Source organism: Anabaenopsis arnoldii (assembly GCF_028331025.1).
Classification (GTDB): Bacteria; Cyanobacteriota; Cyanobacteriia; order Cyanobacteriales; family Nostocaceae; genus Anabaenopsis; species Anabaenopsis arnoldii.
Map to the genome: position 1 here is coordinate 73,318 of NZ_JAQMUH010000033.1, position 16,246 is coordinate 89,563.

Annotated in this window: 14 protein-coding genes; 7 read left to right on the forward strand and 7 right to left on the reverse strand. The window is 40.8% G+C overall.

The features are described 5' to 3' along the window. Positions 1-84 precede the first annotated feature (84 nt). Both PN457_RS02575 and PN457_RS02580 read right to left on the reverse strand, forming a co-directional pair. Positions 85-3,471, reverse strand: a complete 3,387-nt coding sequence (locus PN457_RS02575; RefSeq protein ID WP_271731141.1) for an acetate and sugar kinases/Hsc70/actin family protein — start codon at positions 3,469-3,471, stop codon at positions 85-87. Between the two features lie 131 nt (positions 3,472-3,602). Continuing rightward, positions 3,603-6,164 (reverse strand): P-loop NTPase family protein, encoded by a 2,562-nt coding sequence (locus PN457_RS02580; RefSeq protein ID WP_271731177.1) that lies wholly within the window; start codon positions 6,162-6,164, stop codon positions 3,603-3,605. A 663-nt stretch (positions 6,165-6,827) separates the two neighbouring features. Here PN457_RS02580 and PN457_RS02585 point away from each other — a divergent pair. The 4 genes from PN457_RS02585 to recJ all read left to right on the forward strand — a co-directional run bounded on the left by PN457_RS02585 (position 6,828) and on the right by recJ (position 11,062). Further along, on the forward strand, positions 6,828-7,037 hold the full coding sequence (locus tag PN457_RS02585; RefSeq protein ID WP_271731142.1) for a hypothetical protein: 210 nt from the start codon (positions 6,828-6,830) through the stop codon (positions 7,035-7,037). A gap of 26 nt (positions 7,038-7,063) precedes the next feature. Continuing rightward, on the forward strand, positions 7,064-7,657 hold the full coding sequence (locus PN457_RS02590) for a tetratricopeptide repeat protein (protein ID WP_334310742.1): 594 nt from the start codon (positions 7,064-7,066) through the stop codon (positions 7,655-7,657). Between the two features lie 306 nt (positions 7,658-7,963). Beyond that, on the forward strand, positions 7,964-9,196 hold the full coding sequence (locus PN457_RS02595) for an exonuclease SbcCD subunit D (RefSeq protein ID WP_271731145.1): 1,233 nt from the start codon (positions 7,964-7,966) through the stop codon (positions 9,194-9,196). Between the two features lie 54 nt (positions 9,197-9,250). After that, positions 9,251-11,062: a single-stranded-DNA-specific exonuclease RecJ gene (recJ, locus tag PN457_RS02600; protein WP_271731146.1), complete on the forward strand. Its 1,812-nt coding sequence runs from the start codon at positions 9,251-9,253 to the stop codon at positions 11,060-11,062. Positions 11,063-11,172: 110 nt separating this feature from the next. Here the strand turns inward: recJ and psb30 are convergent, their stop codons facing one another. Beyond that, positions 11,173-11,295, reverse strand: a complete 123-nt coding sequence (gene psb30 / locus PN457_RS02605; protein ID WP_200987685.1) for a photosystem II reaction center protein Ycf12/Psb30 — start codon at positions 11,293-11,295, stop codon at positions 11,173-11,175. Between the two features lie 125 nt (positions 11,296-11,420). Here psb30 and PN457_RS02610 point away from each other — a divergent pair, with 125 nt between their 5' ends. The 3 genes from PN457_RS02610 (at position 11,421) to PN457_RS02620 (ending at position 12,591) form a co-directional block, all read left to right on the forward strand. Further along, on the forward strand, positions 11,421-11,771 hold the full coding sequence (locus PN457_RS02610; protein WP_271731147.1) for a YkgJ family cysteine cluster protein: 351 nt from the start codon (positions 11,421-11,423) through the stop codon (positions 11,769-11,771). 92 nt (positions 11,772-11,863) lie between these two features. After that, entirely contained in the window at positions 11,864-12,262 is a 399-nt protein-coding gene (locus PN457_RS02615; protein WP_271731148.1) for a TMEM165/GDT1 family protein, read from the forward strand. A 38-nt stretch (positions 12,263-12,300) separates the two neighbouring features. Continuing rightward, positions 12,301-12,591: a TMEM165/GDT1 family protein gene (locus PN457_RS02620; RefSeq protein ID WP_271731149.1), complete on the forward strand. Its 291-nt coding sequence runs from the start codon at positions 12,301-12,303 to the stop codon at positions 12,589-12,591. A 26-nt stretch (positions 12,592-12,617) separates the two neighbouring features. On the opposite strand, the gene PN457_RS02625 is transcribed toward PN457_RS02620, so the two are convergent. The 4 genes from PN457_RS02625 to devC all read right to left on the reverse strand — a co-directional run bounded on the left by PN457_RS02625 (position 12,618) and on the right by devC (position 16,197). Further along, positions 12,618-13,109 carry a hypothetical protein gene (locus PN457_RS02625; protein WP_271731150.1) on the reverse strand — a complete coding sequence of 164 codons (492 nt, stop codon included), beginning with the start codon at positions 13,107-13,109 and terminating at the stop codon, positions 12,618-12,620. A 253-nt stretch (positions 13,110-13,362) separates the two neighbouring features. Beyond that, positions 13,363-14,139 carry an HAD family hydrolase gene (locus tag PN457_RS02630; RefSeq protein WP_271731152.1) on the reverse strand — a complete coding sequence of 259 codons (777 nt, stop codon included), beginning with the start codon at positions 14,137-14,139 and terminating at the stop codon, positions 13,363-13,365. A 57-nt stretch (positions 14,140-14,196) separates the two neighbouring features. Then, complete coding sequence (locus PN457_RS02635) at positions 14,197-14,910, reverse strand: DevA family ABC transporter ATP-binding protein (protein ID WP_271731153.1); 714 nt, start codon at positions 14,908-14,910, stop codon at positions 14,197-14,199. A gap of 132 nt (positions 14,911-15,042) precedes the next feature. Further along, positions 15,043-16,197, reverse strand: coding sequence for an ABC transporter permease DevC (gene devC / locus PN457_RS02640; RefSeq protein WP_271731154.1), 1,155 nt, complete (start codon positions 16,195-16,197; stop codon positions 15,043-15,045). Positions 16,198-16,246: the final 49 nt, after the last annotated feature.

A 16,246-nucleotide genomic window follows, 5' to 3' on the forward strand; every position in this document is an offset into this window, starting at 1 on the left:
CTGGTTATCAAGCAGAGGGAGCAAGAGGTGAAATATTATCAAACTCAGATGCTCCCGTCAAAGTACCTACTCAACCGAGGAAGTTTAATGTACACCACAAAAAGGGTCGCGTTCCTTATCCACTTCGTTAGGTTGTAGTTCTAATTCGGCCTGATAAACACATCCTGGCTGTTTAAGACATTCTTGACTAGTGGAGGTCCAATAGGGAACCTCCCCTGCGTGTATTCTCAGAAAACCTTTGTTATCTAGAGTCACGTAATATTTACAAGGGTAATTGGTGGCGACATCTGGTTTACTTAATGCACCGATGCGGATCCATTTTTTGGTGTTAGTGGTGGTATCTGTTTGATAAATATAAAATGTGTGCTGACGGCTTTGGGGAAAGGGAGGTAAAGGGTGACTGACTAAACCGGTTTGTGACTGCTGTTCCCCATGATGGACATAGTGAAATTCTCGCAAAAATTGACTATTATCTTTTCCTGCTTCAAAAACTAAATGATAGGCGTTGGGCTGGTCAACAGTTGCTGACTCAATCACATTGACTGCAATATCACCATCATTTAAGTTGTGCTTGGGACTTTCTAAGGCAATATTCCACTTTAACTTACCATCAGCAAATAGGGCTGCTGTTTCGGAAGCTGCTAATAGTGCAGCACCCACATCAATACCAGGAAGGTCAATTAAATAATGGGGGTTCCCTTGACAAAGTAAAACCCTAAATTCTAGAGTCTGGTCAATTTCAAATTGAACTTTGATTTTTTTAAGAAACTCAGTTTCTGACATTCCTAGTTTTTGCATCAGGTTTTTACCGTCAAAGCTCCCCCACAGTCGTAAGTCTCCCTCCTCGTAGTCTTGGCGGTAAATAATATTAATTAATTGTGTCCCTTGCCATTCTGTGCGTACTTTGGCGGCTGTTTCTGTGGGACTGATTTGATAAAGTTCCTGTCCAGCTTTGAATATGGTTAAAAGTTCGTTGCTTTGGGTTTTGCGTTTGAAGTTACAAGGTAGATAATAAAAGAGATTTTTCACGTCTATTTCTAACTGATTTGCTCCTTTGCGCAACAATTCCTTAGACTCTTCGGGGTCAAATCTCAGTCGGCGGAGTTTCTCAGCGTAGCAAGCACCGGCGGAAGTAGCGAGTTTTGTAAATTCCAAGACAAAGGTAATTCTTTCTGGGTTCCAGACGAAGTAAGGGGATTTACTAAATTCTTCGTAGATGTAGCGCTGTACTAATTCCAGGTTGCAAGTTTTACCAGATAAAATCAACCAGTCAACTTTATGAGTATTCCAAGCATCTATATTTTGCCCATGGAAACCCAGGCGACTTTCCATGAGTCCTTTAGCGATACCAATTCCCTCCTTAATAGTGGAAGCGGCGGCGCGTTCAAATTGTTCGCTGTCGATGATAACGCCAATATTATCAGTGGTTCTGACTTGAAATTTAATTCCACTTTGAGTGAGAAGTTCACAAATGTGAGTTTCGGAAATAGTGAAAGTTAAAAGATGATGCTCTGATTTTTGCCCCAGTTTGAGTTTAGCTGATTCAGCATGCTCCCAGAGAGTATAAAAGGTTTGTAGCCGCTGGGGTACTTGTTGCCATCTCGTGGGTAATACTTTCTCGGCAGTATCTAGGGAATCTTTATAAGCAGCATCACCATCAGGGTTTTCTTTATCTATACATTTTAATAAACTGCCACTTTTAAATTTTCCTTCTTCAATAAAACGTTCATTTAATTCTGTGTTAATTAAATCTTCTAGCTTTTCGCTTTCGATGTCCCCTGTAGTTATTGCCGTTAACAAAAAGTCTGCGATCGCTACTTTTAATAACCTAAATATTCGCAGGGTAATTAATTCACCGCCCAACTGTAAATGCCCTGATGAGCCTAACAGTTTGGGAGTAAGTTTATAGTAACGTCCTCCTAATCCTCTATCTTCATAGTCTGCAAAGGTTGGGGTATTATCATCTAAAGTCAATTCAATCAAAGCTAAGTCTGTGGTTCCCCCCCCGATATCCAAGACGAGGACATTTTGCGACCATTTGTTTTCGACTTGACGACAACGGGTTTTAAATGATTCAATGCCAATATTGAGATTACCACCAAATTCTCGCCATAAAAAGAAGATTGCCACTGAAACAGCCTCATCATAGGCGGTTTGGACATCATCAATACCCAACTGTTCCACTAATTCTTTAACTTCCTTACGGACTAATGGGGGGGCGACAGTAGGGTAAGTTACAACAGCTGTAACGAAATCTCCATCAGAAAACTTGCGCCTAGCGCGTTGGCGGTAATCTTCGGTTAAATCGATTAAATGAGCCCAAGCTGCTTGGATAAGTTGGTTAACATGAATTATTTCTTGCTGAGTATTTAAAATCACTGGGAAAGTGCGATCTTGTCCAAAGTAGCGCTTGGGTGAGTGGTGAAATCTGCTGATAATTTCTTTTAAAGAGACGCTGCTACCTTGGGCGATGGCTTTTTTTCTATTATCCCTGGCTTCTCTACCCATGCGTAGTTGTAAATCTGTCAAGGTAAAGATTTCCAATTCGCTGGGTATTTCTGTATCACGGCGATTAATATCTAAGACGACGGGGATTAAGTTTTGCGATTCTAAAGTAGGTACACGAAAAACTTCATGGTATATTTGGTAAAGTTTTTTGCTAGCGGCCCGCCGGAATTTCTCGCTGTTACCTAGACATAACTCTATTTGGCGAATTGCTTCTAAGAATCGCTCTTTTTGGTCAGTTTCAAAAACTGATGCTAGATTATAGGGTTCCATTTCTAGGTTTTTGCTCACATCAGCAATAAATTTCTCCCAGTCATGGGGGTTGACATCGGGTAAAGCTACCGATGGGGGGGAACTCAACCACTCGGCCATGCGATGGCGTAACCTGATTTCTTGTTCCCTGGGTAAAATTTCGGCGATGGGAACCTCAATGGGATCAAAGAGTGTGACTGTAGAGTTGGATGTACCAAAATCCAATGCTAACCATCCGGGAAATCTTTTTTTTGGTTGGTTTTCAATATAGGGACTGGTTTCTATGGGGATGGTCACGGCTTCGGCCTCAATGATTTCTTCATCATCCATTAATGGTGACCAGAGATAACATGAAGCTTCAGTTTCCCGGGGTTCAGAAAGTACGGGATCTCCTAAAGCGTCAGAATCGAAATACTCAACACTTACGGACAAAGTACAATTAATTGGTTCTCGAAAAGGGCGAGTTAACTTACAAGGATATTGCTCTAATTGCCCGATTTGGGAAATTTTAGGAGTTACAGAATCAAATGGTTTATATGCTTTTTTAATTTGTAATGCTAATTCCTCCGGCGTACCGGTGACAATGCAATTAATTCTAGCAATGTGAGGGACATTATCCCCTGCTGCTAGCAGTTGGATGGTGGGTAGTTCCAAATATTCTTTTTCTTTAATATGCACTTGAAAATTAGGTGCGAGCCGAATCTCTACAGGCATTTATTTCTCCTGAAATTAATAATAAATTGCCAATTAAAATCTAGTATCTGTGGTTAAAGTTACCGAAAATGTACCGAACTAACTAGAAATATCGAAAATAGTAAACAATTAAGGCTTTGAACCCTAAACAATCAAGAATTTTTTGTAACTAGAAAATTATCCTCTTGATAAGAAATTGTGGCAACTTCTGCGAGAATCTGCAACCAATGGGGAATATTAACTTTAGCTGGGGAGCTTTCTGCCGCAATATATCTGAGTAAAGCCTCTTTTTTAGAAATATTTTGCATGCTGGGAATAATTTGATCTAAAATACCTTCTAGTTCAGCATTTATCTGCTGATTGACTTGGCTGACATATTGCACCAGATGCAGGCTAGCAGTTGTAATGATTTCATCTCGTAGTCGCAATACAAAAAGTTGGTGATTACCTGTTCTGGGTAAGTCTGGACTTTTTTCAGGAGACCAGTCAAAGATTTGACCAATATTGTGTTTTTCATCTCTACGGGCTAAGGGGAATATGATTTGGGGTGAAATTGATTGTTCTTTGCTATTAATTTCGGCGATAATTGCTTCTAGCCAGTGATTAGGGTCACATCCTAACAGCAACTTGTAAAAAATATCGGCTTCTTCTATACCAAATTCTGTTTCAATATCTTGTTCCATTTCTGGATTGAGATTAGTCTGCAAATAATCCCGCTGTGGGGCTATCTGCTGGGATAATTTATTTAATAAGTCGGCTAATGCTTGATGAATGCGCTCTCGGGCAAATTCTTCTAATTCCTTGACAGTTTTCACAAAAGCTGCATAAAAATCTTCACTCTTTGTAGGTAGGCTGCTATTAACTCTATTACCTCTGTCAAATAGTTTACCCGCTGCCCCTTTAAATTCCGCAATGGTGATATTACCATTGTTGGCTTTGTTAAATAGTAATGTCCACTCGTTCCAGTTGAGTATTTTAAATGTGAGTTCGTCTTTAACTACATCACTGACAATATTTCCCCACCGGTCTTTGAGTGGTTCTTTACCTAAATCTTTCTGGAAGTTGCGATAGGTTTTATCTAAACTTTCAATAGCAGACCGCAACTCAATGAGGTTGTGAGTATCGGATGTGGGAATACCTTGCTCGTGGATTTCGGTAATAATATTATTGAGGTATTCTTGTTGTAGCATTAAATTATCAGCAGCCCTATGGGTATCTTCATACAGCTGTTTTACTCCGTGATTGGCTACATGATTTTGAATTAATTCGCGTAGTTTGGCAATACCACCATCTTGGGCGAAGTAACTCAGTTGTCTACCTAAATGGCTCCGCGGATCAGATTCTAGCAGACGTGTGCTTAATAGTTGCCATTTTTGTTGCGATCGCCTAGACCGTTCCAGATAATCTGGATAATCTAAGTTAGTGAGAAATTCCGGTGAACCTGCTTTAACTTTACTAGAACGTTTTGCCAACTCAGCCAGTCCTAGTAGTGGGGATAACAAAACCATCCGTTCTTGTTCAATGATGAATGCACTAGCAGCATCAAGGGTTGTTTGCAGAACTTTCAATTTACTTAAAACATCGTCTTCTTTTACAGGTTCAGTATCTGTGATGAATTGGTCAAGTTCTCTTTCATGACCTTGACTATCTAAAGGTAACTGATCAAAACGACCCACCCCCACCAAAATTAAATCTTTGAGGTCTTGTCCTGGGCGTTGCTGCTGCATCATAGTAAAGATTTTATTGGCGCGATCGCTACCAGGGGTTTTCCCATTTAAAAGGATTAAAATTGTCTGTACTTCTGCTAGTTCCCGCAGTGATAAAAAGGTATCCCTAGCTCCAGAATTAGCAGCACCTAACCCAGGGAAGTCTAAGAGAATAAATTGGGAAGCACCGCTAAAATCCCAGATTTCCCGTGATATTTTCACTTCAATGTTGACACGGTGGATGAGTGAGAAGCTGTTATGTAATAATTTAGTTGTGAGGTTCTGGGGTGGGCTGGGTAATCGAATATGAGATGAGGGTAAGTCCTCAAACCGAAGAGTTTGGATAGCTAATGGCTGTTCAGGTAGCTGTAGCCCTTCACGGGCGATGTTACCATCAATTTGATAGTGGATACCACACATTGCTTGGCCATATGCTTGATAAGTGCGAAGGAATAATACCAACTCTCGTAATAAATAACGTAATTCTAAATTTTTGCTACTGTTCCATGCTTCTTCGCACCAGTTAATAATATCTTTGCCAGTCTTTAATGTTGACAGGGGTATAGGCGGTAGTCCAGATGCAGCACTGCGGCGACTTGCTTCCTGCAACATGAATTGCAGGCACTCATTCACCCCTTGATGAGAAAGATACTCTACCGTATAATTATTAGCCTGAGTAGTGACAAAGCCTGATTGTGGTACAATATGGATGGCTGTGACATTACCTGTAGTTGGGTTCTCACTAATTGGCAAAGCGTCAGCATATCCAATCAAGCTACCTAAAAGCAAAGTTTTACCGCTGCTGAATTCTCCCATGACCCCAATTCTAACTGGAGATGTGGCAAGTTCTACAGTTTTCTGTGCAGCTTCTCGGAGGCGCACAAGACAATCATCTAGCCTAGTGGGTATCCAATCTTCTTGTTTAGAAGGGTATTGGGGTACTGAGTCTAGTTTTTCCAAGATAAATTGTCCGTATGCTTTAAAACAATCTAATTGTTCCATTTCCATAGAAATTCTTTCCATGTCGCATCAATTTCTGTGAGCTTTATAACATAAAACAATCTAAATGGCAGATATTGATAAAAGTTATCATCATATTTTTCCTGAGTACCAGATTATTTAATACTGTGCATGGATTAATTCTACTGAGTTAAACAATTCTTAACCGGATGCTTATTTAAACAGTTAAAAATAAAAAAAATATCAGCAGAATAAATATTATTGAGGGAATATTCACAACTATGAAATTACTGACTTCTATGAACGAATATCTATCGCAGGTGTTCCATGAGATTTGCGCCCATGATGTTTATACTCTCAGCGGCTGTTTTATATTACACAATATGAGTTGTAGTAAGAATTAAACAAGTCCTTCCGGGTGATGTCTGGGTAAGGATGAGCCAAAAGTTACGGTTATTGTAGTGGGGGGGGAGTGTCTACGCAGCCACATTGACAGTATATTTCATCATATTTCATCTTCTTGTGGGGTATGCCAATAGGGGACAGGATACTGGCGTCAGAAGAATTTTACCATTTATACATTTATATATTACGTTTTTACCTACAATTTGCTGTATCATATTCAGATGTATGCTTGGATAAGTTAGAGGGTGCTATATATATTTCTTCTGTCGGCAGTTAATAGATTGATAGTTGAATGGGTGTAAAAGGATGATGTATGAAGATTATAACGCAGTTGATGCGGTAAATGAACTATTGAGGAAAATTAGAATTAAAGAAAGTCAATTAAGACTTGCTAAAACATCTAATCTGCTGTATACATCTGAAGTATTACAAAATCAAATATTAGAGTTACGGAAAGAATTATCCGATTCAGAGAACCCGGAAATTACAGCATTAATGAGTTTATTGGATGATTAAATGTTACAATCATGAATTCCAATAATATGCTAGAACAAAAACTGAGGCGTTGGGATGATGTGATCGCCAATCATCCCCATGAGCCTCAAGCCTATGTACAGAGGGGTATGGTTCATTTTCAGCTAGTAAATATTAATGCTTCTATTGCTGATTTTGACATAGCAGAAAAACTTGATCCCCGGTTAACACCATATTTGTGGCAAAGGGGACTAGCATATTATTATGCTGGTAGATTTGCAGAAGGCGCTAAACAGTTTGAGACAGATTTAACTGTGAATTTTCAAGATGTGGAAGAAACGGTTTGGCGCTATCTTTGTACTGCTGAAGCTGATGGTGTCACCGCGGCGCGTGAGTGTTTATTAGAAGTAAAAAATGACCCGCGATTGGTGATGCGGCGGGTATATGATTTGTATGCGGGGCGCTGTTCTCCCAATGTTTTAATTCAATTGGGTAAAAACGCAGATAAGCGTACTAAATTTTACAGTTATCTCTATGTGGGATTATATTTTCAGGCGGAAAAGCAACTGGAGTTAGCACAGCAATATATTAATCAAGCGGTTAGTAACAAGATTGATGATTATATGTGGTATCTAGCTTGTGTACATCAGAAGTTGCGATAAACACAGGATGACGTGAGTGATTGCAACTAGAGTGAGGGGAATTGTTGCTCTTGACTGGATTTGTAAAGATATTTATATTACTCTATACAAAAATTGATTGATTCCTGGCGATCGCATTAGCAATTGTTATGCAACTTATAAAAGTTTATAGCGATCGCTGGCGCTGCAAAACAATGTATAATTATTGCAGCCATATCAGAATCAAATATGAATAATCAAAGCAAATCAGTTGCAGGCACTGGTTAATTAATGGCATCTTAATATTCAAATTAACCAACGGTGTGATGACTATGACACTTGACAAAGATGATTAAAATCTTGCATCTTGCGGATATCCACATGGGGAGCGGTTTCTCCCATGGGCGCATGAATCCAGACACAGGACTAAATACACGGTTAGAGGATTTTGTCAAGACTTTATCCGGATGTATTGACCGGGCGCTACAAGACCCGGTAGATCTAGTCTTATTTGGCGGTGATGCGTTCCCGGATGCTACCCCACCGCCATATGTACAAGAAGCCTTTGCAAGTCAGTTTCGCCGCCTGGTTGATGCAGATATTCCTACAGTGCTGTTGGTGGGGAACCATGACCAACATTCTCAAGGAACCGGAGGCGCAAGTTTAAATATTTATCGCACTTTAGGGGTGCGGGGGTTTTTGGTGGGTGATACTTTAACCACTCACTGTATTAATACCCCTAGTGGTAAGGTGCAGGTGATTACTTTACCTTGGCTGACTCGTTCTACGTTGATGACCCGTCAGGAAACTAAAAATGCTTCTTTGGCTGAGGTAAACGAAATGTTAACACAACGTCTACAAGTGGTTTTGGAGGGAGAAATTCGCCGCCTTGACCCTGATGTTCCTACTGTGCTTTTGGCTCATTTGATGGCTGATAATGCTACTTTGGGCGCTGAACGCCTTTTAGCGGTGGGGAAGGGTTTTACTTTACCCCTATCTTTACTGACGCGACCTTGTTTTGATTACGTGGCTTTAGGACATGTTCACTGTCACCAGAATTTAAATAAGTCTAATAACCCACCTGTCATTTATCCGGGAAGTATTGAACGGGTCGATTTTAGTGAGGAAAAAGAAGATAAGGGCTATGTAATTATAGAGTTGGAGCGGGGAAGAGCTAATTGGGAATTTTGCCCTTTACCTGTGCGGAGTTTCCGCACTATTGAGGTGGATATATCACAAGCAGATGATCCTCAAGCTGCTTTAATCAAGGCGATCGCTAAATATAATATTGAAGATGCTGTGGTGCGGTTAATTTATCAAATCCGCTCGGAACAGATGGATGTCATTGATACTGCGGCTATTCATGGAGCTTTAAGTTTAGCTCACAATTACACAATTAAAGCAGAATTAGTCAGCCAATTGGCGCGTCCGAGAATTCCAGAATTAACCGCTAGTAGCAGTATTGACCCCAGGTCGGCCTTGCAAACTTACCTAAATAATCGTGAAGATTTAAAGGATATTGCTGCATCTATGTTGGAAGCAGCAGAAAATTTACTCGCTGATGATGTGGTAGTCTTTTAATGCTGGGGCGATCGCTGTGTGCTTTAATGATGAGAAAAGAGTGCTTGAATAATTGTGCTAGAGGAAGCCTTACCAAAATCAACCATATCTCAACAGCGCCTACCACCTCAGCGTTGGCAAATTTATCGCCAGCAACCAGAATGCGCCGCTAGTCTGGCGGGGGTAACTAATGTTGCACCTATTATCGCCCAAATACTAATTAATCGTGGCATTACTACCCCAGAAGCAGCACAAGGGTTCTTAAATCCTGAGTCCTTAAATTTACCTTCGCCTTTAGAAGAATTTCCTGACTTGGCGATTAGTTTGGATTTATTGCAGCAAGCGATCGCATCCCATGGTAAAATATCCATCTGTGGTGACTATGATGCCGATGGTATGACTAGCACGGCTTTACTGTTGCGTAGTCTGCGGAGTTTTGGGGCTGATGTGAATTACGCCATCCCTAGTCGGATGCGTGATGGTTATGGGATTAATCAACGCATTGTTGAAGAGTTTCACGATGAAGGTATAAACCTAATTCTGACTGTGGATAATGGGATTTCCGCTTATGAACCCATAGCCAGAGCCAGAGAACTTGGTATGAATGTGATTGTCACCGACCACCACGACATCCCCCCCAAATTACCTCCAGCTAACGCCATCCTGAACCCCAAACTAATTGCAGAGTCTTCACCTTATCGGGGTGTGGCGGGTGTGGGTGTTGCTTATATTTTAGCAGTATCTCTAGGGCAACGGTTGGGAGCGATTAAAGGCTTAGTGCAGCCCATGTTGGCTTTATTTACCCTAGGTACAATCGCTGATTTAGCACCTTTAATAGGTGTAAATCGTCGCTGGGTAAAACGTGGATTAAAACATTTACCTCAGTCTAATTTACCAGGGATTAAAGCCCTAATTCAGGTGGCTGGTTTGCAGGTCAGGGAAGAGGGACAAGGGGAACTATTCCCAGGGGGAAATACTTCTTCTAAATCTTTAAAACCAGAAGATATCGGCTTTCGCTTGGGACCACGAATTAATGCTATTGGTCGTATTGGTGACCCTCAGACGGTGATTTCATTACTAACTACCGATGATATGACGGTAGCCTTAGAATGTGCGCAGCAGTGTGAGCTAACTAACACTAGTCGTCAGCAGATGTGCGAGGTAATTGAACAACAAGCGATCGCTTATGTAGAGGAGTGGTTTGTTTCTACTCTCCCAAAATACCGGGTATTAGTGGTTGTACAACCTGATTGGCATCATGGTGTAATTGGTATTGTCGCCTCTCGCTTGGTGGAGCGCTACGGTGTGCCTGTGTTTATTGGCACTTATGAAGCTGGTGGACATATTCGCGGTTCCGCTCGTGGTATTCCTGAGTTTAACGTGTTTGAAGCGTTACAATATTGTCAGGGTTTACTGGGTAAGTTTGGCGGACATAAGGCAGCCGGGGGTTTTTCTTTGGCAGCAGATAATTTAGACTTATTGCGATCACGATTATCTGAGTTTGCTAATCACTGTCTAGAACTACACCACCTCAAGCCACTAGTTAAAATTGATGCTGAAGTTGACCTGAGTCAAATCAATCAGCAGCTCTACCAAGAACTAAATGCTCTTCATCCTTGTGGGATGGAAAACCCAGACCCCTTATTCTCGACAGGGAATGTACAAGTGATTTCCCAGCAAATTGTTGGTAAAGGTCACATTAAATTAACACTCAGTCAAACTATTAATCATCAAGAGTATAAAATCAAAGCGATCGCCTGGAGGTGGGGAGACTACTTCCCCCTACCGCCACGATTAGATATTGCCTACAAGTTACGAGAAAATTACTTTAATGGTACTACTACCATTGAGTTGGAGTTAGTCGGTGTCAGACCATCGTCAGCTTAGGATGAGCTCAACCAAGGTATGAAAAGCTTATCCAAGCTGTCTTTCAGCCTCTGGTGGTCATGATTTCGGAGTTATAAGTTTCAAAACTGATAACTCCGGATATCACAGTCCTACAGGTCGCCGTTGCGAAATGCCAGTACAAAGATTACCACCGGACCAGCAATGAGGATTAGTCCTACAGAAACTAACTGGAAGATAACTTCCCAATTGATACTGCTCAAAGCGTCAAACATTTTTCCCTGATCCCCTTAACTTTTGAAAAACACAGTCACTCAATTGCAAAACTCGCAATTTATCATATCTGGCTTGGGGCTGTTACATTTAATTTACTTAACAAAACTATAGGAAAGTCCATAAAATGGCAAACTGGCAATGTGTGAAACAATGTGGCGCCTGCTGTAATCTTGAACCCGCAGATCGTCCAGATTTAGAGGAGTATCTTACACCGGCAGAATTAGAGCTATACCTGAGTATGGTGGGCGAGGGGGGATGGTGCGTTAACTTTGACCATGACAGCCGAGAATGCAGTATATATGCCAATCGTCCCCGTTTTTGCCGTGTAGAGGCAGATATATTTGAGGATATGTATGGAATTGAACCCGAAGAACTCAATGATTTTGCTATTGACTGCTGTCGTGAGCAAATAGAGGGAGTCTATGGCGATCGCAGTTTGGAAATTATCCGGTTTAATCAAGCCGTGGGATTCTGAATTTATGTCACTTTCTGCAATGGCCTTGCAATTTATCAAGATCATCTGAGAAGATGAGAGAATTATGAAAGACCTTCAGAAAACTACCGCCCGTGAAACTTGACTCTGTACCGATAAATTCTGTCACTGCTGAGACTGACAACCAGCCAGAAATCAAAGACAGGGATTCATCTGACCTAACTGTAGTTACAGATAGTCCCAAACAGCAGGAGTCGGTGGTGGCAACTTTTGCTACTACCTTCCTGACTATATTTTTGGCAGAAATTGGAGATAAAACCCAGCTATCCACCTTATTAATGAGTGCAGAATCTCATGCGCCCTGGGTAGTTTTTATTGGTGCTGGAGTAGCCCTAATTACTACTAGTCTATTAGGCGTGCTTTTAGGGGGTTGGATTGCTAATCGCCTCAGTCCCAAAGTCGTAGAAAAATCAGCCGGGATGATGTTATTGCTGATTTCTGTCATGCTGTTTTGGGATGTATTTCATAATTAACTAACTCACCCCCCCACTCTCTAACTATCCACAAACTTATGGACTGGCATCTTTTAGGACTGAGCTTTATTACTGTATTTCTCTCAGAATTAGGTGATAAAAGTCAATTAGCTGCGATCGCACTTTCTGGGCGTTCCCAATCTCGGCAAGCGGTATTTTTTGGTACTGCTGGCGCGCTATTGCTCACCAGCTTTTTGGGAGCAATAGCCGGGGGCGCTGTGGCGGAATTATTACCGACGCGCTTATTAAAGGCGATCGCGGCTGTAGGGTTTGCAGTTCTGGCTGCGCGTTTGCTATTGTTTAGCGAAGCCTCAACCGATGCTGAATAAGGCAATTTCAGATTACACAGAACCTACTAAACTTGCTGTTGCCAGTAGCCCTTTAAAAGTGCTCCTGCAGCTAATACTTTGAGCATTTCTAGGAAAAAATAACCACCGTGTAGTAAATTCATTTCCCCTGGAATTGTGGCGGTTGTGGCAAACAAGTTGAGATTAACACCCACAGCGCACATTTGCGGAGTCAAGAAATAGGTATCCACTAAGGTGACAGCAAGTAACATGACCGCAAATACAATCACCCTAGGATTCCAGCGCGATTTGGCTTGACTCAAAGCCAGTACGCCAGTTAATACTACAGCAGCCGATAATAATTCCATGCGATTAAAGTTCCAAAAAATCGCATAACCTGCTGTGGCAAAGTCTGTTTGACTCATCATACCAGAAAGGTAGAGGCTAGGCATGATTACCCAGTCTAGAACTAGACTAGAACTCAACCAAAAGCCCAAAGCCAAGATGATAGCCGTTTCCCAAGTTGGGCGCTTGAATTCAACTGTAGATATGGTATTCATAAAAAATAATAATTGCTGTCCTTCTATTTTCAGAGTTTAACTGAAAAAGTAGTTCTCACTACAGTTATAAATTATCTGTTACAAATAGCTTGATAACTTCAAAAAGTAATGATTTTTATCTTTTTGTCGTATTAATAAATAATATGAATTTTTGTTAATACAACAAAAATTCAATTGTTTATTAGTTTCTCCCCGTAACCTACACTCAAGTCGGGGAAAATACCCGCAGCTTAATTTACCGTAATGGATCAAACTAAGTTGCCTTCCTATGTAAGATATAATTACATAATTCGCAAAATCCTTCTCCTTCAGCAGACTGGGTAATATAACTAGGTTGATGTTCTAGCTGGTGTGCATATTGCATGACATTGGCTACACCCACGGAAATAGGAAACTGACTTTGATTGAATAAACTTTGATCATTGGGACTATCACCAACAGTGACCACTTGCTTGGGTGAAATTTCAGGTAAGTATACTTGCAAAACTTGCAATAATCCTATAGCTTTATCTTGTTCTTGAGGTTTAATGTGACACTGCACAGTACTATAAGTAAATCCCCAGCCCCTTTGTTGACAAAGATTACCCAGTCTTTGTAATTCCTCTGGAGTCAAAGCCCCGATGTTAAAAGTCCAATCTGTGACCCGGAAACGATTGTCCGCTGATTCCTCAATTTGAGGAAAGATTGTTTTTAAGAACTCAAAAGTGACAGCTAAACTGTGGCGATGGGCTTTTAAGTCCTGAATGGCTGTTAAGGTTACTGGTTCCTCCTTCCCAGATGGATAAAATAAACCACCGTTTTCGGCGATCGCACCGATAACAGGCATCAAGTGGCTTACTCCACTCATCCATCCTGCGGAACGTCCAGTAACAATTAATACTTTTATGCCGGCAGATGCTAGCTTTTCTAAAGCTTGCAGTATTGTAGTAGAAAATTTGCCTCCTTGAGTGAGAGTACCATCCATATCTGTGGCAACAAGGGCAATATTAGTTAATGAAGCCTCAGAAAGTGGTTTGAGCCGACTATACATAGTGCGTTTTCCATCAGCGGTAAAAAATAACTATCATACAGCTAGATGGGACTCAAATTAATGCTTGTCACTGTTAATTACTGTTTGAGAATCACGAGCTAAAAGACCATCTTCCATTTCCACAATGCGATCGGCTATATCTAAGATGCGGTTATCATGAGTCACTAGCAAGATAGAAGTTCCTTGTTCTTTAGCCAGACCCTGCATGATTTCCACCACATCCCGTCCTGATTGTTTGTCTAAAGCCGCCGTTGGTTCGTCTGCTAGCACCAATGGAGGATTATTGACAAGAGCCCGGGCGATCGCTATTCTTTGTTTTTGTCCTCCAGAAAGGCTCTCTGGGTAGTAACTCACTTTGTCCTTTAAACCCACTGCACTCAGCATAGCTTCTGACTTAGAAATTGCCTCATGGGGAGTGACATGATCACTCAATTCCACCGCCATCTGTACATTTTGTCTAGCACTTAAGAAACCCAACAAATTGTGAGCTTGAAAAATATAACCGATATTACGGCGAATTTTTACTAGTTGATTTTGACTAGCGCCAGACATTTCTACATCTAAAAACTTGAGGCTTCCCTGTTGTACAGACCGCAAACCACCAATCAAGCTTAGTAAGGTTGTTTTACCTGAACCTGATGGACCAGTCATAATCACAATTTCCCCCGGGTAAATCTCTAGGTTAATGTCGAATAAAATTTGTTTCCTGAGCGCGCCTTTGCCATAGTAGTGATTGAGATTTTTTATAGCAATTACAGGTTCTTGTCTCATATTTAGGTGGGTGAGTAGGTGTTAGGATTTCCGTCTCAGAACTGTAGTGCCTGTAAATACTGAATATATATCAAGTACCAATTATAAATCGAAATTCTGCATCTAGATCGAGAATTTCGATTTATTTTGAAATTAAAAGATGTCTGCTGGATCAGCAGAACGTAATTTACGTACAGCGATCGCACCAGAGATAAAACACATAAGTATAGTTAAAATTAACACAGTTATTGCCCGACTATAACTCATAAAGATGGGTAGTAGTGTAGCTTCTCTAGCCCTAGAGTAGAGGAACATAGCAAAAATCCATCCTGGAGCATATCCTAAACAAGCTAATAAAAATGCTTCTTGGAGTATGACCATCAACAAGTATTTCTGTGTATAACCTATTGCCTTTAAAGTTGCATATTCTGACAAATGATCGGAAACCTCAGTATAAAGGATTTGATAAACAATTACAGTACCGACAATGAAGCCCATTATCGTACCTAAACTGAATATAAATCCAATAGCAGTACTAGTTGCCCAGTAATTGCGCTCAAAATCAATAAACTCTTGTTTCGTTAAGACATTAACATCTTGAGGTAAATGATTACGCAATTGTTGAGCGACAACATTAGGATTTTGTCCTGCTCTTAATCTAATCAGACCAATATCAATCAATCCTCTTTGGCGGTTTCTAAATATCCGCAGAAAATTAACATCACTGGTAATTAAATTACCATCTGCCCCAAAAGATGTACCTAAAGTAAATAATCCACCTACTTTAACTCGTCTTCTTTGTACTTCGGCGATTAAAGTATTTCCTCCCTTGAATTGGGAAGCAATGGGGCCATATTCCTCCCGCGAAGAACGGTCAAATAAAACTACATCAGGCTGTTTCAATTGCTCCAAGTGACTTTGAACACCAGGTAAATCAAACAGATTAGATTCTGGATTCATGCCAAATATGAGAATACTCCGAGGACGACCTGTAATAGGATTCCTCCAGGTTGTATAATCCAAATATATCGGATGCACCGACTCTACCGCTTGTAATTCTAAGGCTTTATACAATCTCCTTTGAGAAAATTGTTCCATGGCTAATAAAGCATTAGATTGTTGGTTAATTAAAACAATGTCCCCATTTAAGCTACTATGTAACCGCACATTACTATAATAGAGAGCATCCCGGAAACCAATTTGCATAAACATCAAAATATCAGCAAAGGCAATTCCTGCCAAAGCGACAGCTAGGCGACTTTTGTCTCTGGTCAGTTGCAGCCAAGACAGGGGTATTTTACGAGCCATTATGCTTAATTAAGAAAGCTGTTCAAGGAATTAGGGATGGCAAGATTCC